The organism is Rhizobium sp. BK176 (assembly GCF_024808055.1).
Genome location: NZ_JANUBV010000001.1, coordinates 20,420 through 35,117, shown reverse-complemented (window position 1 = coordinate 35,117; position 14,698 = coordinate 20,420). Strand labels below are relative to the sequence as shown.

The following is a 14,698-nucleotide window of genomic DNA, read 5'->3' as shown; positions in this document are numbered from 1 at the left end:
GACCGTTGCAGGGTGGTCTCTTGCCATTCCAGACGATAGCGTTTTCCTTACACAGGAGAAGGTTATGGACTACTACGGCGATCTGGGTTTCGGTATGTTCGGCTGGGCCGACAGCGATATCGGCATCTTTGGCGGAATCCGCTCTGGAGCGTTTCAGAAAGCGGGGCAGTTTCGTTGCTCGTTCACGCTCTACGATACCGAATTCAAGTCGCGGACTGGCGCGGATAAAATGATCGGCACCTTGGAACTGATCGTCAGTACGCCGGAAGCCGAGGGTGAACCGCAGCGAATCAAGGAACTGGTCAAACTCGAGATTGCTAAGGCGCTGCGCGGTCAAGGATATGGCCGTCGGGTGGTAGACGCCGTCATGAGGATAGCCGAGGACGATATCCTCATCTGCGACATCAAAAAGACCAAGCTTCCGTTCTGGAAGAAGATGGGACTAGAAGATGTCGCCATCAGGGGAAACCAGATGAACGGCCATCTGCGAAAGGTCCACGAAATAAGACCGTCGGTGTCGGCCGGCATGACGATGAGCATGTGAAGTGGCTGGCCGATAACAAGCATTATCGGTCAGCGATTGATCACCACGAGACTGATCAGTAAGTCGGGACCGCTGGAGTATAGGCAGAAGGCAGTCTCTCCGGCTCGTCATCGAACGAACCGATGATCTCCTCAATGTCGTACCCGATCGAGGCGAGGATATCGGTAGCACTCGCGCCGCTGTGTTTCGGGTGGATCAGACCGACTTCGCGATACTTGGCGAACTGGGAAGCTTCTTCCAAGAAATCGTCTTCCCTAGTCGCCTCAGCGATGAGGTCCACAGGCCTTCGCGCAGCATCCACTCGCTTCAAGCCGTCTGCGACCTTGAAGAAATCAAGACATGCGTCTTTCGCTAGAAGATGACCCACCGTAAACCGCAAATCTGCGTTTTCATCCCGGAGGTCCTCGAAGTCGGCCGCCGACACATCGTACCCAGCCTCGCGAGCGGCGACGCCGAGAACGGTGGAACCGAGATGCGGGTGCGCTGAGATGTATTCGATGTCGCTGAGTTCTCTCACTCTACTCCAGTCGCCGTCCACGCGCTTTGCGAACTCCGAAGCGAAGGTGGTCGGCGCAACGCACATGCCATCTGGTTCGAACACATGAAGATGGCGATCGACAAAATCGACCAACGCCTCCATATCGCCGGTGTTACGGGGGAAGAGCGCATCTGGCAGGTGGCACATGAATGCGGGAGCATCGGCGGTTACGACATACGCAGTATTTACTGGGACCGATAGGTACGCTTCGCTAACGGCGCGCACCCGCTCCATTGGGACCGCTGCCTCGGGCCAGAGGTACTTCTGTCTGCTGTCGACATAGTCGGAGAATGCAGAAATAGGATCAGGCGCGAAAACCCGCTGGCGTTTTTCCACTGCCTTGGGGGTTTCCTTGATATAGGGATCAGTTCCCCATCGATGGTAGGAGGTGTACTGCGAGGCCAGCCCTGGATATTTTGAAGCGAGTCCGAAGAGCGGCGATCCTTCGAGAGACACGACCGCGTCCCTATATGCCCAGCAATCAAAGTCACCTGCGTGCTTCATGAAGAGCAGAACCTTCTTGTCCATCCTACGCAGCGTCTCGTAGACCAACTCAATTTTCTCGCCTTCGATGACCCGAACAGGCGGAGTAACAGGCAGTTCCGTCAGCTTCGCAAATTCCATGATCTCTGTGAACCCATCGCTTCCATACAGGGAGCGGCGGTCTCCACGTGGTTCGTGATCGTAGATTTTTCGGCCGTCATGGGAAACGTATAGGGAAATTTGACGGCCCATCCCCGCGCCGAAGACCGTCTTCTTTGGTTTGGTAATCTTGAAGCCGGCATATTCCGGGACGGAAACGTCTTCGATTTCGTAGCCGGTGTCGCAGATATTTGCAGCGAGGAGACGGATATGTCCGTCGGTCAGTTCTGTAAGTCGCGCCTCTTCAAAGGGCTTGATCATGTCGGTGGCGGCACGCGCAACGGACATTGGGACGTCGAGTGCGGCCGCGAATTTTTCGGAGAACTCGCGCTGGAGGGAATGAGTTCCATCAGTAAAATGCTGTTCCCTGCTCCCAATGGTGTCATTGGAGATGAAATTCAGCATCTCATTCCAATTGCGGTAGCCGCTTCCCTTCGCGATTGCTTCGCGGCAGGCGGACATGGTGCGCGGCAGGCCCATCGTCTCGAGAGACGAACGCAGACGGCGCGAAAGATTGGAAGGACGTTTTTCAGACGTGAAGTGCGTGCGCATCGGATTCCCTTTCTAAACAGAAGGCCCCACACGTTCTTGAAAGGAAGATGACACCATCTCGGATCAACTTAGAAAATGCGAACTGGCCGGTGGCCGCGCTCTGTGGGGGCGCATCCGTTCGCGGGACACTGCTTAAATAAGCATCCCGTCAAACTTTGCAAGCGGAAAAGTGTATTGGGGTCTTTATTTATTTTTAGAGTAAGACGTCGATCTGGATTGACGTCTTCCATAGTTAGGGTAGCCCATCAATGAATGGAGAACTTGAAGATTTTCGGACAGGGTTATTGGAGTTGTCTTCACGTTGATCGAAACTGCCCACTGAAGGCAACCTCAGTTTGTGTGACGAGGTCCAACAGGCGCAAGGCGGCCCGAGGTCGATCCTGTCCGGGCCTGAGGCCGTCGAGCCTGTGCTTGCGAGAACGTGGCCGAAAAGTCCGTTCCTCACAGGGACTGAGCGTGTCGGGTTGGACTAGCCTGGTACGACAGGAATACTGCGGAAGCGGCGCACGGATGCCAGAACTATGCCCTCGATGTCGAATTCCTTGTCGTTTGGTTCAGGGCCGTCGAGAAACACCAAGCGGGTTTCGGCGCGGCTTCCTTCAGTGCTCGTCGCAATCACCAGATCGCCGTATCCAGGCGTAATCCCTACGACATCCATGCCCTTTGCCGATAGGACGACGACGGTATCGCCCCGTGGCACGCCATACTCCGCCGCATGGTCGTCTCGGACTTCGTATGCCTGCTGGAATTCGGAAGGGAACCGTGGATCGGGTGCGCATCCAGATTTGGATGGAGATGTCATTCTGCCGCGCCAGACATCCGTCTCGCAGTAGCCGATCAGAGGGACCTCCTGTGTACCAGAAACTGTCGAGGATCGTCCGTAGAGTAGGTAGTCAACCGAACAATCGAGGGCTTGCGCAATACGCTCAAGATTGCCGACGCGTGGCTGCGCTTTTCGCCCCGCCACGAGGTCTCGGGTAAATCCAGCGGCGAGCCCAGCCATCTTGTCTAGTTTCGTCGGATTGAGTCCGAGAGAAGCGATGCGGTTCTCGATGCGCTTAGCGAGTTCGTCAGTGTCGATGGAATCCATAAGACTGTTCCCAAGAAGTCAGTTTCCGAGGAAATATCCACATTGCGCGCCGATACGCAAGTGATAATTGTGGATTTTTCCACTGCACAACTCGGATGGAGATACTCCAACTGGAGGACGCCTGGCTTCCAATGAGCGTGCTAGTCACAGATAGGGATTGGGAGGCAACGGGAATGAAGGCGATATTAAAGGGAATGGTAGTGCTGGCCGGTCTGCTCGTCGGGGAGCCGATGCTCGCAGCGGAATGCAATTTCGACAAGCCCGTGGGCGCGTGCCAGGGATCGATCCACATCCAGTCAACAGGCGGCTCGAAACCAAGTTACAGTGCCGAGATCGTGGTCAGGAGTTCAGCTCCCAGCTGCTCGAAGGTCGAATACTATCTCGACAACACGCCGCAGGTGACTGTCATTCGCGGCAACTCGGAGCCGGAAAGCCTGTCGGGTACGGCCCCGATCTCGAAGAAGTCGCTCAAGGTAGCGCGGTGCACAGCCTACGAGGACTTGGCGATGGCCATTTCACCACAGAACAAAGAACTCGTTCGGCGTTTCGGCGGCTGCGCCGACGACAAGGCGACGATCTCCAAGCTGACGAAATACGATCCAGACGCGCAGATCGATGACCTCCTTGCCTTCATTCCCAAGGCGATCAAAGCGCATCAGGCGTACGAGGACTCCGCTGAAGACGTTGCCAGGCTTCAGGGTTTGCTGGCTATCGTGAAGGATTGCAAGGCACGCGCGCCTTAGTGTTGACGGTATCGACCACCTTGTCTTGGCCCAGCGCCTGGGGCACCCTTTTCGTGAAAAGGAAAGCCTCAAATGGAATGCTCGCTCGTCACGCAAAAAGCGCTCGTGGAAGTCTACGGACGCATACCACCTCTTCCAATCGCCCGAACAGACTGGAGAAAGGTCAAGCTCGCAGTGGCTGGGCAGGTTTTCGGGCGCACCTTCAACGATGACGAGGCGCTGGACGACTTCATCGAAGATCAGGAACACTACGACAAGTCGAACCAGATCAATCGGTATCTTGTCGAGGCCACTGGCATCGGCCCCAACCTGTTTACCGTAACGTCAATGTCATATCCGGAGATGGATTTCGGCGTCGACACGACGATGCTGGATTTCGACAAGGCTCACTATCGGCAGATCGAGGAGGATATCGCCAAGGAAGAGAGGCGGGAACCACGGCCCTATCGAGAGTCCCTTTACAAGGTGTGGACGCGAACCCGGATTGACGGCGAGCTCGTCTACGGTTTCGTATCGGCAGCGGGGCCATGTCTGTGGGATGTCCTTGAGGCCGTCCTCTTCGACTGGATCGACGCCAACATGGAGCCGTACCTGAAGTCGGGTGGTACCCAAGAGGCTCTCGCAGCTGATATCGAGCGTCAGATGGAATCTCCAGAGCCGCATGAGAAACTACGAGACGATACCTATGCGGCCGGCTCGCGCCTGATCAACACGATGTTGACGGACGAAGGATTCGACCGCATATTCACCGACGACGATCCGTGGGTATCACGCAAGGTCGAGAACGACGGCCACGAAACGCGCGAAGAGATCGTGTTTTCGAACGCCAGAGCCATGGAGATGGCCAGATTTGGCTCGTTTCACGCCGATATTGCCGCCTTGCCCGACGGAACCGCTTCGTTCGATTCGCGCGTGGCGTCGGTCGTCGAAGAATTTCGCAGTCGGCTCAAAGAATTAGCAGATGCAATAAAAGTAAGCGGGGATGGTTAACCGCCATATGTTGCTTTGCACCATATCGGGTATACTGTGAGCACGGGAAGAACACGGCATGCAAGCTTTGTCACCGGGGGAACAGTATGACCAACTTCGCCATCCAGACGGCCGACACAGGAAAGCTCAAGGCATTCGCCGACGCATTCCATCGCGTCTATAGGGACAAGGGGCCTGATGCGTCTCTCGATTTGAACGAAGTTAGACATGTGCTCGACCTTGCTGTCGACGCGCTTGGCCAGCCAGCAAGGGATTTCTTGGTCCTCGTCGATCTCAAGAATCCACTTCGTCCAGCCGACCCGGACGATATCGAGATCACCTGTGACCCCGATGCCTGCGAAGAGATCAAGGCGGCAGCCGCCCTCCTTTACTGCTACAGGAACCCGGATCAGATAGAGGCGTCAGAACTAGACGATGCCTATTCGACCCTGGCGGGGTCCGACATGGAACATTCGCCCTCCCCCTAATCCACCGGCGACACGAATTTCACACGTTTTCGTCATACGGTTCGTTTGACGATAGAAAGAGCTTTTGACTATGTACTACGCATCCTCACTCGATCGGCAGCATTCCATCCGGAAGCGCGCCGCCCATCGCATCATCGCCCGATGTCTCCGCGGAGATCGGGGCGCTGACCTCATGCGCAGGGCGCACGCCGCGCTCGACGAAATGGAGAGGACGGATGGCCAGACGCCATACGTCCGTGGCTGGCGTGATCTGTTTTCGGTGGACCGCATCGAGGTTGCGCGCCGGATAGTGAGGCGCGACGAGGCCGCGGAAGACCTGCGCGAAACGTCTCCCTTCATGCAGCTGCATGGCTTCGACTACGGAAAGAGGATGTCGATCGTCTTCTCCGACGAAGAAATCATCCGTCCACGCATGTGGAATCTTGCGAAACGTCTGGCCAACATTGATCCTAGACATTCGGAGGTTCCAGCATGCAGGCAGCCAACACCGTTCTGAAGTCACCATACCCACGCGGCTCGGGCGACAGCATCGAAGACGCGCGCAAGGCAATGCTAATGAAAAACAAAGTACCCGTACGGACCGTCCGTGATCTCGATGCCGCGATCCGCAAGGTCGCCGAGATTTTCGACACCGAAGCGGTCGTCGTGGTCGGAAGCCAAGCGGTCCTCATGCGTTGGGGCAACAAGGCTCCGGACGCGATGAGGACCTCGGGCGAGATCGACATGTATCCCGCCAACCGGAAACTGTGGGAAGAAGCCGAGCGCCGCAAGTCGGAAGCAGAGGCTGTCTATTCCGAAGCCTCCGAATACCTGCACCGTATCGCGGGCGAAGGTTCGTCATTCGACGAAATCCACGGATTCTACGTCGACGGCGTCGACGAGACTACCTCGCCGCTTCCCCACGCATGGCAGGAGCGCGCGCTATACCGCGAAGTCCAGATCGCCGACGGCAAGGTCGTGACTGCGGTTTCGCCCGCGATCGAGGACACGCTGGCCGCCAAGATGATCCGTCTTCGCCAGAAGGACATCGATTTCATCCGGGCGAGCTATCTGTTCCAGCCTTTCGACATCGACGCCATGAAGAGAAGGTTGGAAACCATCCAGCCGCACGCGACATACACGCAGGAATATCTCGACGGGGCTCGTGCGAATGCGGCAGCGTTCCTCGACAGCCTGCCTAAGCTGGCGGCGAAGAACCCGATGGGCGATCTGGAGAAACAGCTTTCCCGCATCGTCCCAGATTATCCGCGGGACACGCACTGCGCCTTCTACAATCTGGCGGACAACAGCGTCACGATCCGCAAATGGGACCCCAGTCTCGAAATCTACTACAAGATCGACAACCCGTTGGGCCCGGCCATGGTCGCGAAGAACTTCCAGCACTTCGTGTTGGACGGCAAGAAGGTGACGAAGGAAGCCCACGACGAGCAGCTCGCGGCAGGCCCCGATCCGGATGCCCCGGCACCGACGCCGCCTCCTTGGCGTATGGCACCTTAGAACGCGTCAAAGTCAATGCACCTTAAGGCTGGCCAGGGGGTTTGTCTTTGGTTGGCTCTTGCTGGCACGAAGCGCGGTACTGATCCGCGGGCTCAGCGATGCCGACGTTTCTGGAAGGCCAGCAGTCGACGACCGGAGTAGCGTCCGTCGACGCCTTCTCCTCTGGAACGGCTTGGGGTGGAGTCGCTGCCTCTTCGGCCAGCGAGAAGCCAGCGCCAAGCGCGAGAACAAGTCCGAGCCACATAGCGATTTTTCCCATAGCCAGCCCTTCCAGAACCCGCGAAACATTCACTGGAAACTAGCGCATTCACTGGCGCATCGAAAGTGCGCTGCCTACTTGGTCAGCTTCCTTCGGCGTTCCATAGCTGGCAGCGGATACATCCGCATCAGGCTGTCGCGGAACGCCTGTCTCTCTGCTTCGGTGTCATCCGGCCAGCACAGCGCCTTGCGGAAGGTGTAAACGGCGACTTCGAACACGACAAGCGCCACCACCACGGCGACCCAATGTTCACACAGGTACTCGATCATCTCGGTCCCACCTTAGTAACTGCGATACACTTGGCGATAGTCGCAGTGATGGCAGCGATCCACACCACTGCCATAGGCTGTCGTTTCCGTTTCGACTTTGCTGTGGAAGCCAAGCCAACAGAGAATTTTGCGGAACATGGAGGTCTCCTTCGATAGCGGTCAGGCCGCATCCTGTTTCTGGATGTGGCGGGCGATGACGTCGGCGAGATGGGGATGGCTGTCGATGGCCGTCAGCCGAGCCTTCTTGTAGGCCTTCTCACTCTCGATCTCCGTCGCGACAGCCTCGTTGAAGGCGGACTGCATGATCTCGAAGGCGGATTTCGCCTGCGCGTGCTCGGCCTCGTAGCCAGAGCCGCAGTCGTCATACATGAAGAACATGCGCGCAGAGGACTCGGCGGACTTCAGCTCGCGCCGGGCATCATCATAGGCCTTCTTGAGGCTGCGAGCCGTCAGCCGCGCGCGGGTACGAACGCCGTGGGCGTCCGCGACAGCAAGAAGCGAGCTGAGTTCGGTGTCGGAGAATTGGAGCATCGTTCGTCCCTCGTGTTTTTGCGGGTTCGTTCGGATCAAGCGGCTTTCGAGGCCGACTTGGGTCTGTCGTACACCAGTTCATCGATCAGCTGTTCGAGGCGCGGGTGTTGCTCGATGGCCGTGAGTCTCGCGCGCTTGAATGCCTTCTCACTTCTGATCTCGGAGGAAACTGCTGCCGACATGACGCCTTTGGCCTCGTCGAGCGCGCTGCGATACGAGTCGCCGCAATCCGCGAAGCCTCCGTAATGGCGCTCTTCCCGCTCGGCCTTCTCGACCTCAACCTTGGCGTCCTTCGCCCGCGCGCGGGCGTCGGTACGGACCCCATAGGCCTTCGCGACGTTGACAAGGTGCTCAAGTTCTCCGGTCGAGATTTCCATTTCGGTCAGCCTTCCTCGAATCGACGTTGTCAACACTTCTATTCGTCACCGTCAGTAGCAAGTTGCGCGATTAATTGCAAGACTTCGATCCAGCGATATCGGGAAATAGAGACTTGGATTTCCGAGGGCTGCCAGGATAGGATCGACTGGAGTGGAAGGCATGGAAGAACACGAACGCACGGACGACGAGGAGCTGATGCTTCATGGCCGATGCCACCTCTTCGCAGTGGCCATGAGCGAGCTGACGGGCCATCCGATCGGTGCCTACCTGGACACCGACTTGGAAACGGGCGGCACGGTTCTGGTGCATGCGTTCGTGGTCGACGGCGATGACGGGATCGACATCCGCGGGAGAATGCCGATCGACGACATCATCGAAGACGAGTTCGACACGTTCGAACCAGAGTTCGCTTTGCTGTCGCGCGAGGACGTTCTGCTTCTTGGACACGGCAGACGGACGATTTCCGATCGAAATCGGGAATTGTCGAGGGCCAGGCAACTGGCGGCCGCGCTGGTCGAGCGTTTAGACCATGGCCGGCAGAACTCTTTTGCGTCCACACCTACATGTCCTTGAGTCCAGGTCTTGCCATGGCAGCTGGAAGAGTTTACTTCCTCGGCGAGCAATCAATGGGGCGTTTTGATGAACCCGGCCATGAAGCGCGTCATGCGCAACAACATCCTGATGGCTGGCCAGCACATCCAGGCCGTGTTCGGCGACAAGGGCGAACGGTTCTTCTACACGATCGGAAACGCCGAACTTGGCTTGCCTGAGCTGCTTCTCATCGGCAACTTCCCTGACCAGTTTGCGGCCCAAGCGTTGAACGAGATCGGGCAATACATGCGCGGGCGGGGCAAGCCGCCTGCCGAGGGGTTGCTGGACATCGGCTGGACGATGCCGTTCAAAGTCAGGAACGCGGGCGGCAACGTCAGAACCGAATTCACCGCGCAAGCGGGCGAGTATCTCGGGCACGAACGGTACGCTGTGGTGCAGGTGATGATCTGCGACCGGGATGGACGTTACCCGGGAGACCCGGGTTGCCAGTTCGAAGTTCCGCGGCCTTAGTAGTGTAACATTCCGACGGCGATTTTCGCGCCGGCGCTTGCGTCGCCCGCGATTCACTCTGCCACGGGCCTTGGAGGGTCGAGGCGCTCCACTGGTGAAGGTCCATTCCGTCTCCGGACCAGAGGACCGAATCGACGAAACGGTAGTCGGTCGCCGTGCGGCAGCCGTGGGACTGGAATATGGCACGAAGCGTAACGGCGGGCGGTGTCTTTATTTGTGAATCCCCTTGAAATCATGACTTCGATCAGGTAAGTCAATCTCCATGGAGCCGCCAGCAGCCTCCGGCAGTCCTCGCCCGCAAGGGTATGCTTAACGCTGGCATTCGGAACTTTCGCTACGACCCCAACAAAGGTCCGCTGGCGGAGACGAGGACGACCGCCGTAGGGACGAAATGGGGATTCGTATGCTGGTAGAACTCAACCACTCCGAAGTGAGGAACCTCGCCAAGGCGATCCGCGAACGCGTCGGACGCGACGTGAAGCATTCCGCCATCATCGAGGTCATCGCAAAGGCGGTCGGCCTGAATGCGGATGCGATGATGCACGCTCTGAAAAACTCGACCGACGCCAGGCTCAAGCTGGACGGAAAGGCGATCGAGGCGCTGGCTGACAACCTGAGCGGAATTTCGAAGGCGAAGGTGGACGTCTCGGACGTCATGACGGACATCGGCCAGGGAGACCTCGACGCGCCGATCTACGTTGTCTTCACGTTCCGCTGGAAGGACGGCGAGTTGAGGATGTTTTCAGGAAACGAACCGCCGGAACCTGTCGAACTTCACTACGAGGACGCGCAACTTGGACCACTTAGCGAGCTAATCAGAGACTCGCGAGCGAATGTGGACCGGACCATCTTCGAGGGCATGCTCTACCGTGTCGAAGTGCTTGCCGTTCCGGTCGCGAAGGCGGGTGGCGTTCATTATTCGGACCCGTTGCAAGGAAAGGTCATCGAGGCTCTCTCGAAGGCGTTTGCTCCGTCTGGTCGACTTTACGTCCCAGTGGCTGCAAACAGGCCATAACGAGGAAATCGTGTTCCTTACGGGATGGTGTCGTCCCGTAAGGACAACCCGCCGGGATTTGTGCTTGCGGTCGCCTCTGGTATGTTCCACCGAAACATACGGAATCGACGATGACGGACAACGTACAAATTGAAACCTGGATGAGGCACGAGGCATCGCGCGCCAAGGCAAGAACAGGGGTCGACGTGTTCGATCTCCTTATGGCCAGTTTTGGGCGCGTAGTTGCCAAGGAATTGAAGCGTCTTGGTGGCTCCGATCTGGGTCGGGACTTGGAAATCGACAGTTTCGGCCGATACATAGACCACATCATCGATTGGCTCGTCGCGGCAAAGATGCGCAACGAGGAATGGTTGTCGCGCGTGGACAGCGAAGGACGGCCGAAGAAACTGATGAAGCTTGGAACGGTTCCCCAGATGGTGGCCGAGGCGAACAAGGCCATGAGAAAGCGTCTGAACGACGGCGCTGACCTCGCCTCCTCTGAAGGAGCGGAACTGGTCCACGACTGCGGCGGTGGATACGGCATCTTCAAGCTGACCTCGGCGAGCGCTCTCGATCACGAGGGCTTCGAAATGGGGCATTGCGTCGGCCAAGGCGCGTATGATCAAGGCGTCGCCGATGGCCGTCTCGCCATCTTCTCGGTCCGCGACAGGTTCGGCAAAAGTCATGTGACCGTCGAGGTCGACCTCCTGCGGCAGGAGGTAAACCAGATCAAGGGTAAACAGAACGAGCTTCCGAAAGCCGAATACATGCGCCTTCTAATCGGATGGCTCGATCCAGCATGGAGCATCGGGAAAGAAGACCTGCCCTTCGGGTTTGCAGTCGACCGAACCAGGCGGTTGGTCGACCTGACGGCCCTGAAGCCGGGTGACGTTTTCGACGGCGACCTGAGCTTTCGCTCGTCGGATTGCGAGCCGGACGAATATCACGTCCCGATAGCGGAAGGCGTCGTGGTCAAGGGTTGGCTGACTGTCACCGGGCCGGACCCGCTCGAACGCCTAAGGGCAGGAAGAGGCGGCTCGCACGGCGTCCTCCAGCGCGTTGTACTGCCGCGGGGTTTGAACGCCACGGGCGGACTTGACCTGCGATTCCTTCGTTTGCACGAGGAGAAGCTTGCCATCGAAGGCGGCCTCAACCTTTCCAATTGCGAGGTCACGAAGCTGCCGGAACGGGTGACGTCCAACGCTTGCGCGTTCAGGCGCACATTCTTCGACGGTGTCGGCGGCTGCACGTTCGGATCGACGGTGACCTTCTACGACTGCAATCACGCCAAGCTGGACGGAGTGGTTTTCGAGCGATCGGTCACGGTGCGTGATTGCACCAAAAATTGCGTCGATCATCGCGGAGCGGTGACCTTCGGCGACGGAACGGTGTTTCGAAGCATCCTTGAGGTAAGGGATTCTGAAATCGGCTTCGAGGGGACGATCACCTGCGGAAACCTGGTTCGCTTCCGATACTGCCACGAGGTCTACATGCCTGACGCCATGACTGTCGACGGTGATTTCTACGCAATCGAGAGCCAGATCGACAGAATGCCGCCCGAGTTCGAAGTGACAGGGCAATACGTCGACGAAGGGTCTGTCATCGCCGCCGAGCAGGCGAATACCGCGCCGACCCGCAAGTTCGGATAGGAGGGGTCAAATTGAAGATCGTGTTTCCGCTCTACTACGGCATCACCGGCCGCCTGCCCGGAAAGAAACAGGCGCGGAGTTATGCCTACCGCGAGCGGATCGAAGTCGAAATCCGTGAGGTATCCACCGAGGAAGCGCCGATCGCCTGTCGGTGGCGGCCGAACACGGATCATCGCCACGATCCGGACGATGTTAGGACAAACCACGGGAGAAGCGGCCCGGACCTCACGCAGTTCACGAGGTGGCACGAGAACAAACACTGGAAGCGCATGATCATGGCGGATGGCGAGTTGAGGCATCCGCCGATGCGCAGCCCGGAATTGGACCGCACTCAGTTCCAGTCCATGCTGAACAGCGGCCGCATCCAATTCAAGCTGGGAGTCAAGTGTTTCCCGGAATGGTTGACCGCCGCCAAGGATGTCGTCGATGACCAGGAAAGCCAGTTCGAGGTCGTGAAGTACAACCACCGAGAAGAGGCTCTTGCCAGCATGGAGAAGATGCTGGACAACGTCATCGCCGTCGACGGCGTGATCCACGCCGCTTGCTTCGAACCGTTCATCGCGGTCCGGAACGAAAACCGGGAGGGGACGGAAGTCCGTGAGATGGTCATCGAGACGACGGACCGAGCATTGACCTATGCTCGCAATACCGTAGCGAGCGCCATGCGGATCGATCGGTTCGACGACGCTTTGGCTGTCGCCACCGAAAACGGCACCGCCGGCGTCGACCAACTCATGGGGGTTCGACCGGAGGTGCTGATCCCTGAATCGTTTACTTTCGACTGGGACATGTACTGGGAAGTCACCAACCGGATCAATCCGTTCTGGACACTGACAAATGACAGGGGCCTCGGAAATTCACCGCTCGGGATCACCGCACGCTCGGCCGACCCGGAAGAACGGTTTGCTTCGTTGTCGTCCATTCCAGACGACGTGATCGAAAACTGGACGCGCGCCCGCATATCCGTGCAGCCGCTTTACGAGGCGCTAGACATCCTCAATGACCGGCCGGTCAATATCGAGTTGCCGACACCTGCCGCGACCGCGATGAGGATGAAGTGATGCGTATCGACTTCCCGGTTTACTAGGCATCGATGGTAGACTGCCGGACCTACGGGTTCAGGGAATTCAGGACGATCGACATTCCTGAGTTCGCCAAGTGTGGTGTTTCCGCGCTGACAAAGGACCAGTCCGTTGCTCCTTGCCGGATCAGCACGATAGATGGTTGGGTCCAAAGGAATTCGTCATGAAACTCGACATCAGGTTTCCCATTCTCGCCCGCTGTATCCCGACCGTCAAAAAAGGCGAGCGGTTCTTCTGGGGAAGCCACGTCCATACCGCGGAGATCGCCGAGATATCCTCTCGGGAGACGGAGATCGGCCTGGAGCGGATCACCTTCAAGAGCGACGGCCGTCGCAGGAAGTATCCAGAACTCAGGTTGCACCATGGCCGCCTTTATCGTCCGCTTGGAGGCCAGGAAGGATTGTTCTCGAGGTCGTTCAACGTCAGGCAGTACAACGACGACATCGATCACGTCATCTCGATCCCGCCTCACGAAAACCTGAGCGGCCGGCCGGTCGCGGACCCTCTTCGAAGGCACTTCCAATGGATTATCGATCTCCACGGCGCTGACACCCACTACGGCAGCAAGCTTTGGCCGGACTACAAAAGGAACTGGCAGGAGGCCCGCAACAGGAACGACATCCTCCTGTCCGAGACGCCGTTGGAACATGTCTATCCGGAAGATTTCGAGGCAGCTCGGAAGATGATCGAGGTTCAGGCCGACAGCCTGCTCTTCATCGACGGGCAGCCGTGGATGGCGACGACAATGCCGTGTATCACCGTTTTCACGCATGGTGACAGGCACTCGGCGCATGGCGTGGCGATGAAGCTAGGATTTCTGTCGCAAGGACTGCCAGGCAACGGCTGGATGCGGTTCCCGCTATCTGCGTACGAGGAAGCGTTGGATTTCGCCAACCAGATGCTCAACGCATGGTGTGGACTTCCAGGAGACGTCATCGAGGTCGCGGAACTCGATGGGATAGACCTGTCTGCCGTCGGTTTCGACCACAATGCCGAAGCAGCCCACACCATGGCGCTTACCCTTGGCTCCAACATCGTCCGCCGCGCCATTCAGCAGGACTTCCATCCGAACCACCGCGAGAGCGGGCCGTTGTTCGAGGGCGAGCAACTGGCGAAGTACGAACGAATTCACGATGCCGTTCTCGCCAACAACGACATCCTCGATCAGAGAAGCGATCTGACTGACCTTCTACCGGAACTCCATGACGAATGGCGCAGGCTGAAGCGACCGCGATACGAGGGTCTCAATGTGCCGACCCCGGAAATGACGGACAGGCTGATCGAGAAGGGCTTCGAAATGGCCGAAAACACCGTGATCAGCATCCCGACCGTGCGCATCCCGACGCCGTAGAACTTGCCATTCCTGGGACCGCGAAGAATACTGATGTCAAGACATCGAGAAGGCGGGCGG

18 protein-coding genes are annotated in these 14,698 nt (G+C 58.0%); 11 read left to right on the top strand and 7 right to left on the bottom strand.

The features are described 5' to 3' along the window. Positions 1 to 64: 64 nt before the first annotated feature. A complete protein-coding gene (locus FHT76_RS00240) occupies positions 65 to 544 on the top strand; it encodes a GNAT family N-acetyltransferase (RefSeq protein WP_259183464.1) in 480 nt (159 codons plus the stop codon). A gap of 55 nt (positions 545 to 599) precedes the next feature. Here the strand turns inward: FHT76_RS00240 and FHT76_RS00235 are convergent, their stop codons facing one another. Further along, the gene (locus FHT76_RS00235) at positions 600 to 2,276 is read right to left on the bottom strand and encodes a hypothetical protein (protein WP_259183463.1); all 1,677 of its coding nucleotides are present in this window, start codon (positions 2,274 to 2,276) and stop codon (positions 600 to 602) included. Between the two features lie 469 nt (positions 2,277 to 2,745). Next, positions 2,746 to 3,366 carry a helix-turn-helix domain-containing protein gene (locus FHT76_RS00230; RefSeq protein WP_259183462.1) on the bottom strand — a complete coding sequence of 207 codons (621 nt, stop codon included), beginning with the start codon at positions 3,364 to 3,366 and terminating at the stop codon, positions 2,746 to 2,748. A gap of 173 nt (positions 3,367 to 3,539) precedes the next feature. Between FHT76_RS00230 and FHT76_RS00225 the strand changes: the two genes are divergently transcribed. The 3 genes from FHT76_RS00225 to FHT76_RS00215 all read left to right on the top strand — a co-directional run bounded on the left by FHT76_RS00225 (position 3,540) and on the right by FHT76_RS00215 (position 5,566). Beyond that, the gene (locus tag FHT76_RS00225) at positions 3,540 to 4,109 is read left to right on the top strand and encodes a hypothetical protein (RefSeq protein WP_259183460.1); all 570 of its coding nucleotides are present in this window, start codon (positions 3,540 to 3,542) and stop codon (positions 4,107 to 4,109) included. 72 nt (positions 4,110 to 4,181) lie between these two features. Next, the gene (locus FHT76_RS00220; protein ID WP_259183458.1) at positions 4,182 to 5,099 is read left to right on the top strand and encodes a hypothetical protein; all 918 of its coding nucleotides are present in this window, start codon (positions 4,182 to 4,184) and stop codon (positions 5,097 to 5,099) included. 86 nt (positions 5,100 to 5,185) lie between these two features. After that, positions 5,186 to 5,566, top strand: a complete 381-nt coding sequence (locus FHT76_RS00215; RefSeq protein ID WP_259183457.1) for a hypothetical protein — start codon at positions 5,186 to 5,188, stop codon at positions 5,564 to 5,566. An 85-nt stretch (positions 5,567 to 5,651) separates the two neighbouring features. On the opposite strand, the gene FHT76_RS00210 is transcribed toward FHT76_RS00215, so the two are convergent. Then, the gene (locus tag FHT76_RS00210; RefSeq protein WP_259183456.1) at positions 5,652 to 6,023 is read right to left on the bottom strand and encodes a hypothetical protein; all 372 of its coding nucleotides are present in this window, start codon (positions 6,021 to 6,023) and stop codon (positions 5,652 to 5,654) included. 14 nt (positions 6,024 to 6,037) lie between these two features. Here FHT76_RS00210 and FHT76_RS00205 point away from each other — a divergent pair, with 14 nt between their 5' ends. Then, complete coding sequence (locus tag FHT76_RS00205) at positions 6,038 to 7,063, top strand: DUF6036 family nucleotidyltransferase (RefSeq protein ID WP_259183455.1); 1,026 nt, start codon at positions 6,038 to 6,040, stop codon at positions 7,061 to 7,063. A 22-nt stretch (positions 7,064 to 7,085) separates the two neighbouring features. Here the strand turns inward: FHT76_RS00205 and FHT76_RS00200 are convergent, their stop codons facing one another. The 4 genes from FHT76_RS00200 to FHT76_RS00185 form a co-directional block, all read right to left on the bottom strand. After that, positions 7,086 to 7,322 (bottom strand): hypothetical protein, encoded by a 237-nt coding sequence (locus FHT76_RS00200; RefSeq protein ID WP_259183454.1) that lies wholly within the window; start codon positions 7,320 to 7,322, stop codon positions 7,086 to 7,088. Positions 7,323 to 7,396: 74 nt separating this feature from the next. Continuing rightward, entirely contained in the window at positions 7,397 to 7,591 is a 195-nt protein-coding gene (locus FHT76_RS00195; RefSeq protein WP_259183452.1) for a hypothetical protein, read from the bottom strand. A gap of 159 nt (positions 7,592 to 7,750) precedes the next feature. After that, complete coding sequence (locus FHT76_RS00190; protein WP_259183449.1) at positions 7,751 to 8,122, bottom strand: hypothetical protein; 372 nt, start codon at positions 8,120 to 8,122, stop codon at positions 7,751 to 7,753. Positions 8,123 to 8,157: 35 nt separating this feature from the next. Beyond that, positions 8,158 to 8,499 carry a hypothetical protein gene (locus FHT76_RS00185; RefSeq protein WP_259183446.1) on the bottom strand — a complete coding sequence of 114 codons (342 nt, stop codon included), beginning with the start codon at positions 8,497 to 8,499 and terminating at the stop codon, positions 8,158 to 8,160. A 160-nt stretch (positions 8,500 to 8,659) separates the two neighbouring features. Between FHT76_RS00185 and FHT76_RS00180 the strand changes: the two genes are divergently transcribed. From FHT76_RS00180 to FHT76_RS00155, 6 genes are all read left to right on the top strand, one after another. Continuing rightward, positions 8,660 to 9,073, top strand: coding sequence for a hypothetical protein (locus FHT76_RS00180; RefSeq protein ID WP_259183444.1), 414 nt, complete (start codon positions 8,660 to 8,662; stop codon positions 9,071 to 9,073). A gap of 66 nt (positions 9,074 to 9,139) precedes the next feature. After that, a complete protein-coding gene (locus FHT76_RS00175; RefSeq protein ID WP_259183443.1) occupies positions 9,140 to 9,562 on the top strand; it encodes a DUF4262 domain-containing protein in 423 nt (140 codons plus the stop codon). A gap of 403 nt (positions 9,563 to 9,965) precedes the next feature. After that, complete coding sequence (locus FHT76_RS00170; RefSeq protein WP_259183441.1) at positions 9,966 to 10,577, top strand: hypothetical protein; 612 nt, start codon at positions 9,966 to 9,968, stop codon at positions 10,575 to 10,577. 110 nt (positions 10,578 to 10,687) lie between these two features. Further along, entirely contained in the window at positions 10,688 to 12,205 is a 1,518-nt protein-coding gene (locus tag FHT76_RS00165; RefSeq protein ID WP_259183440.1) for a PcfJ domain-containing protein, read from the top strand. An 11-nt stretch (positions 12,206 to 12,216) separates the two neighbouring features. Continuing rightward, positions 12,217 to 13,266 carry a hypothetical protein gene (locus FHT76_RS00160; RefSeq protein WP_259183438.1) on the top strand — a complete coding sequence of 350 codons (1,050 nt, stop codon included), beginning with the start codon at positions 12,217 to 12,219 and terminating at the stop codon, positions 13,264 to 13,266. A gap of 184 nt (positions 13,267 to 13,450) precedes the next feature. Beyond that, positions 13,451 to 14,638 (top strand): hypothetical protein, encoded by a 1,188-nt coding sequence (locus tag FHT76_RS00155; protein ID WP_259183436.1) that lies wholly within the window; start codon positions 13,451 to 13,453, stop codon positions 14,636 to 14,638. The last annotated feature ends 60 nt before the right edge of the window (positions 14,639 to 14,698 follow it).

Coding starts and splice junctions, on each gene's coding strand:
- FHT76_RS00240 (WP_259183464.1), top strand. CDS start 65: ATGGACTACTACGGCGATCTGGGTTTCGGTATGTTCGGCTGGGCCGAC.
- FHT76_RS00235 (WP_259183463.1), bottom strand. CDS start 2,276: ATGCGCACGCACTTCACGTCTGAAAAACGTCCTTCCAATCTTTCGCGC.
- FHT76_RS00230 (WP_259183462.1), bottom strand. CDS start 3,366: ATGGATTCCATCGACACTGACGAACTCGCTAAGCGCATCGAGAACCGC.
- FHT76_RS00225 (WP_259183460.1), top strand. CDS start 3,540: ATGAAGGCGATATTAAAGGGAATGGTAGTGCTGGCCGGTCTGCTCGTC.
- FHT76_RS00220 (WP_259183458.1), top strand. CDS start 4,182: ATGGAATGCTCGCTCGTCACGCAAAAAGCGCTCGTGGAAGTCTACGGA.
- FHT76_RS00215 (WP_259183457.1), top strand. CDS start 5,186: ATGACCAACTTCGCCATCCAGACGGCCGACACAGGAAAGCTCAAGGCA.
- FHT76_RS00210 (WP_259183456.1), bottom strand. CDS start 6,023: ATGTCTAGGATCAATGTTGGCCAGACGTTTCGCAAGATTCCACATGCG.
- FHT76_RS00205 (WP_259183455.1), top strand. CDS start 6,038: ATGCAGGCAGCCAACACCGTTCTGAAGTCACCATACCCACGCGGCTCG.
- FHT76_RS00200 (WP_259183454.1), bottom strand. CDS start 7,322: ATGGGAAAAATCGCTATGTGGCTCGGACTTGTTCTCGCGCTTGGCGCT.
- FHT76_RS00195 (WP_259183452.1), bottom strand. CDS start 7,591: ATGATCGAGTACCTGTGTGAACATTGGGTCGCCGTGGTGGTGGCGCTT.
- FHT76_RS00190 (WP_259183449.1), bottom strand. CDS start 8,122: ATGCTCCAATTCTCCGACACCGAACTCAGCTCGCTTCTTGCTGTCGCG.
- FHT76_RS00185 (WP_259183446.1), bottom strand. CDS start 8,499: ATGGAAATCTCGACCGGAGAACTTGAGCACCTTGTCAACGTCGCGAAG.
- FHT76_RS00180 (WP_259183444.1), top strand. CDS start 8,660: ATGGAAGAACACGAACGCACGGACGACGAGGAGCTGATGCTTCATGGC.
- FHT76_RS00175 (WP_259183443.1), top strand. CDS start 9,140: ATGAACCCGGCCATGAAGCGCGTCATGCGCAACAACATCCTGATGGCT.
- FHT76_RS00170 (WP_259183441.1), top strand. CDS start 9,966: ATGCTGGTAGAACTCAACCACTCCGAAGTGAGGAACCTCGCCAAGGCG.
- FHT76_RS00165 (WP_259183440.1), top strand. CDS start 10,688: ATGACGGACAACGTACAAATTGAAACCTGGATGAGGCACGAGGCATCG.
- FHT76_RS00155 (WP_259183436.1), top strand. CDS start 13,451: ATGAAACTCGACATCAGGTTTCCCATTCTCGCCCGCTGTATCCCGACC.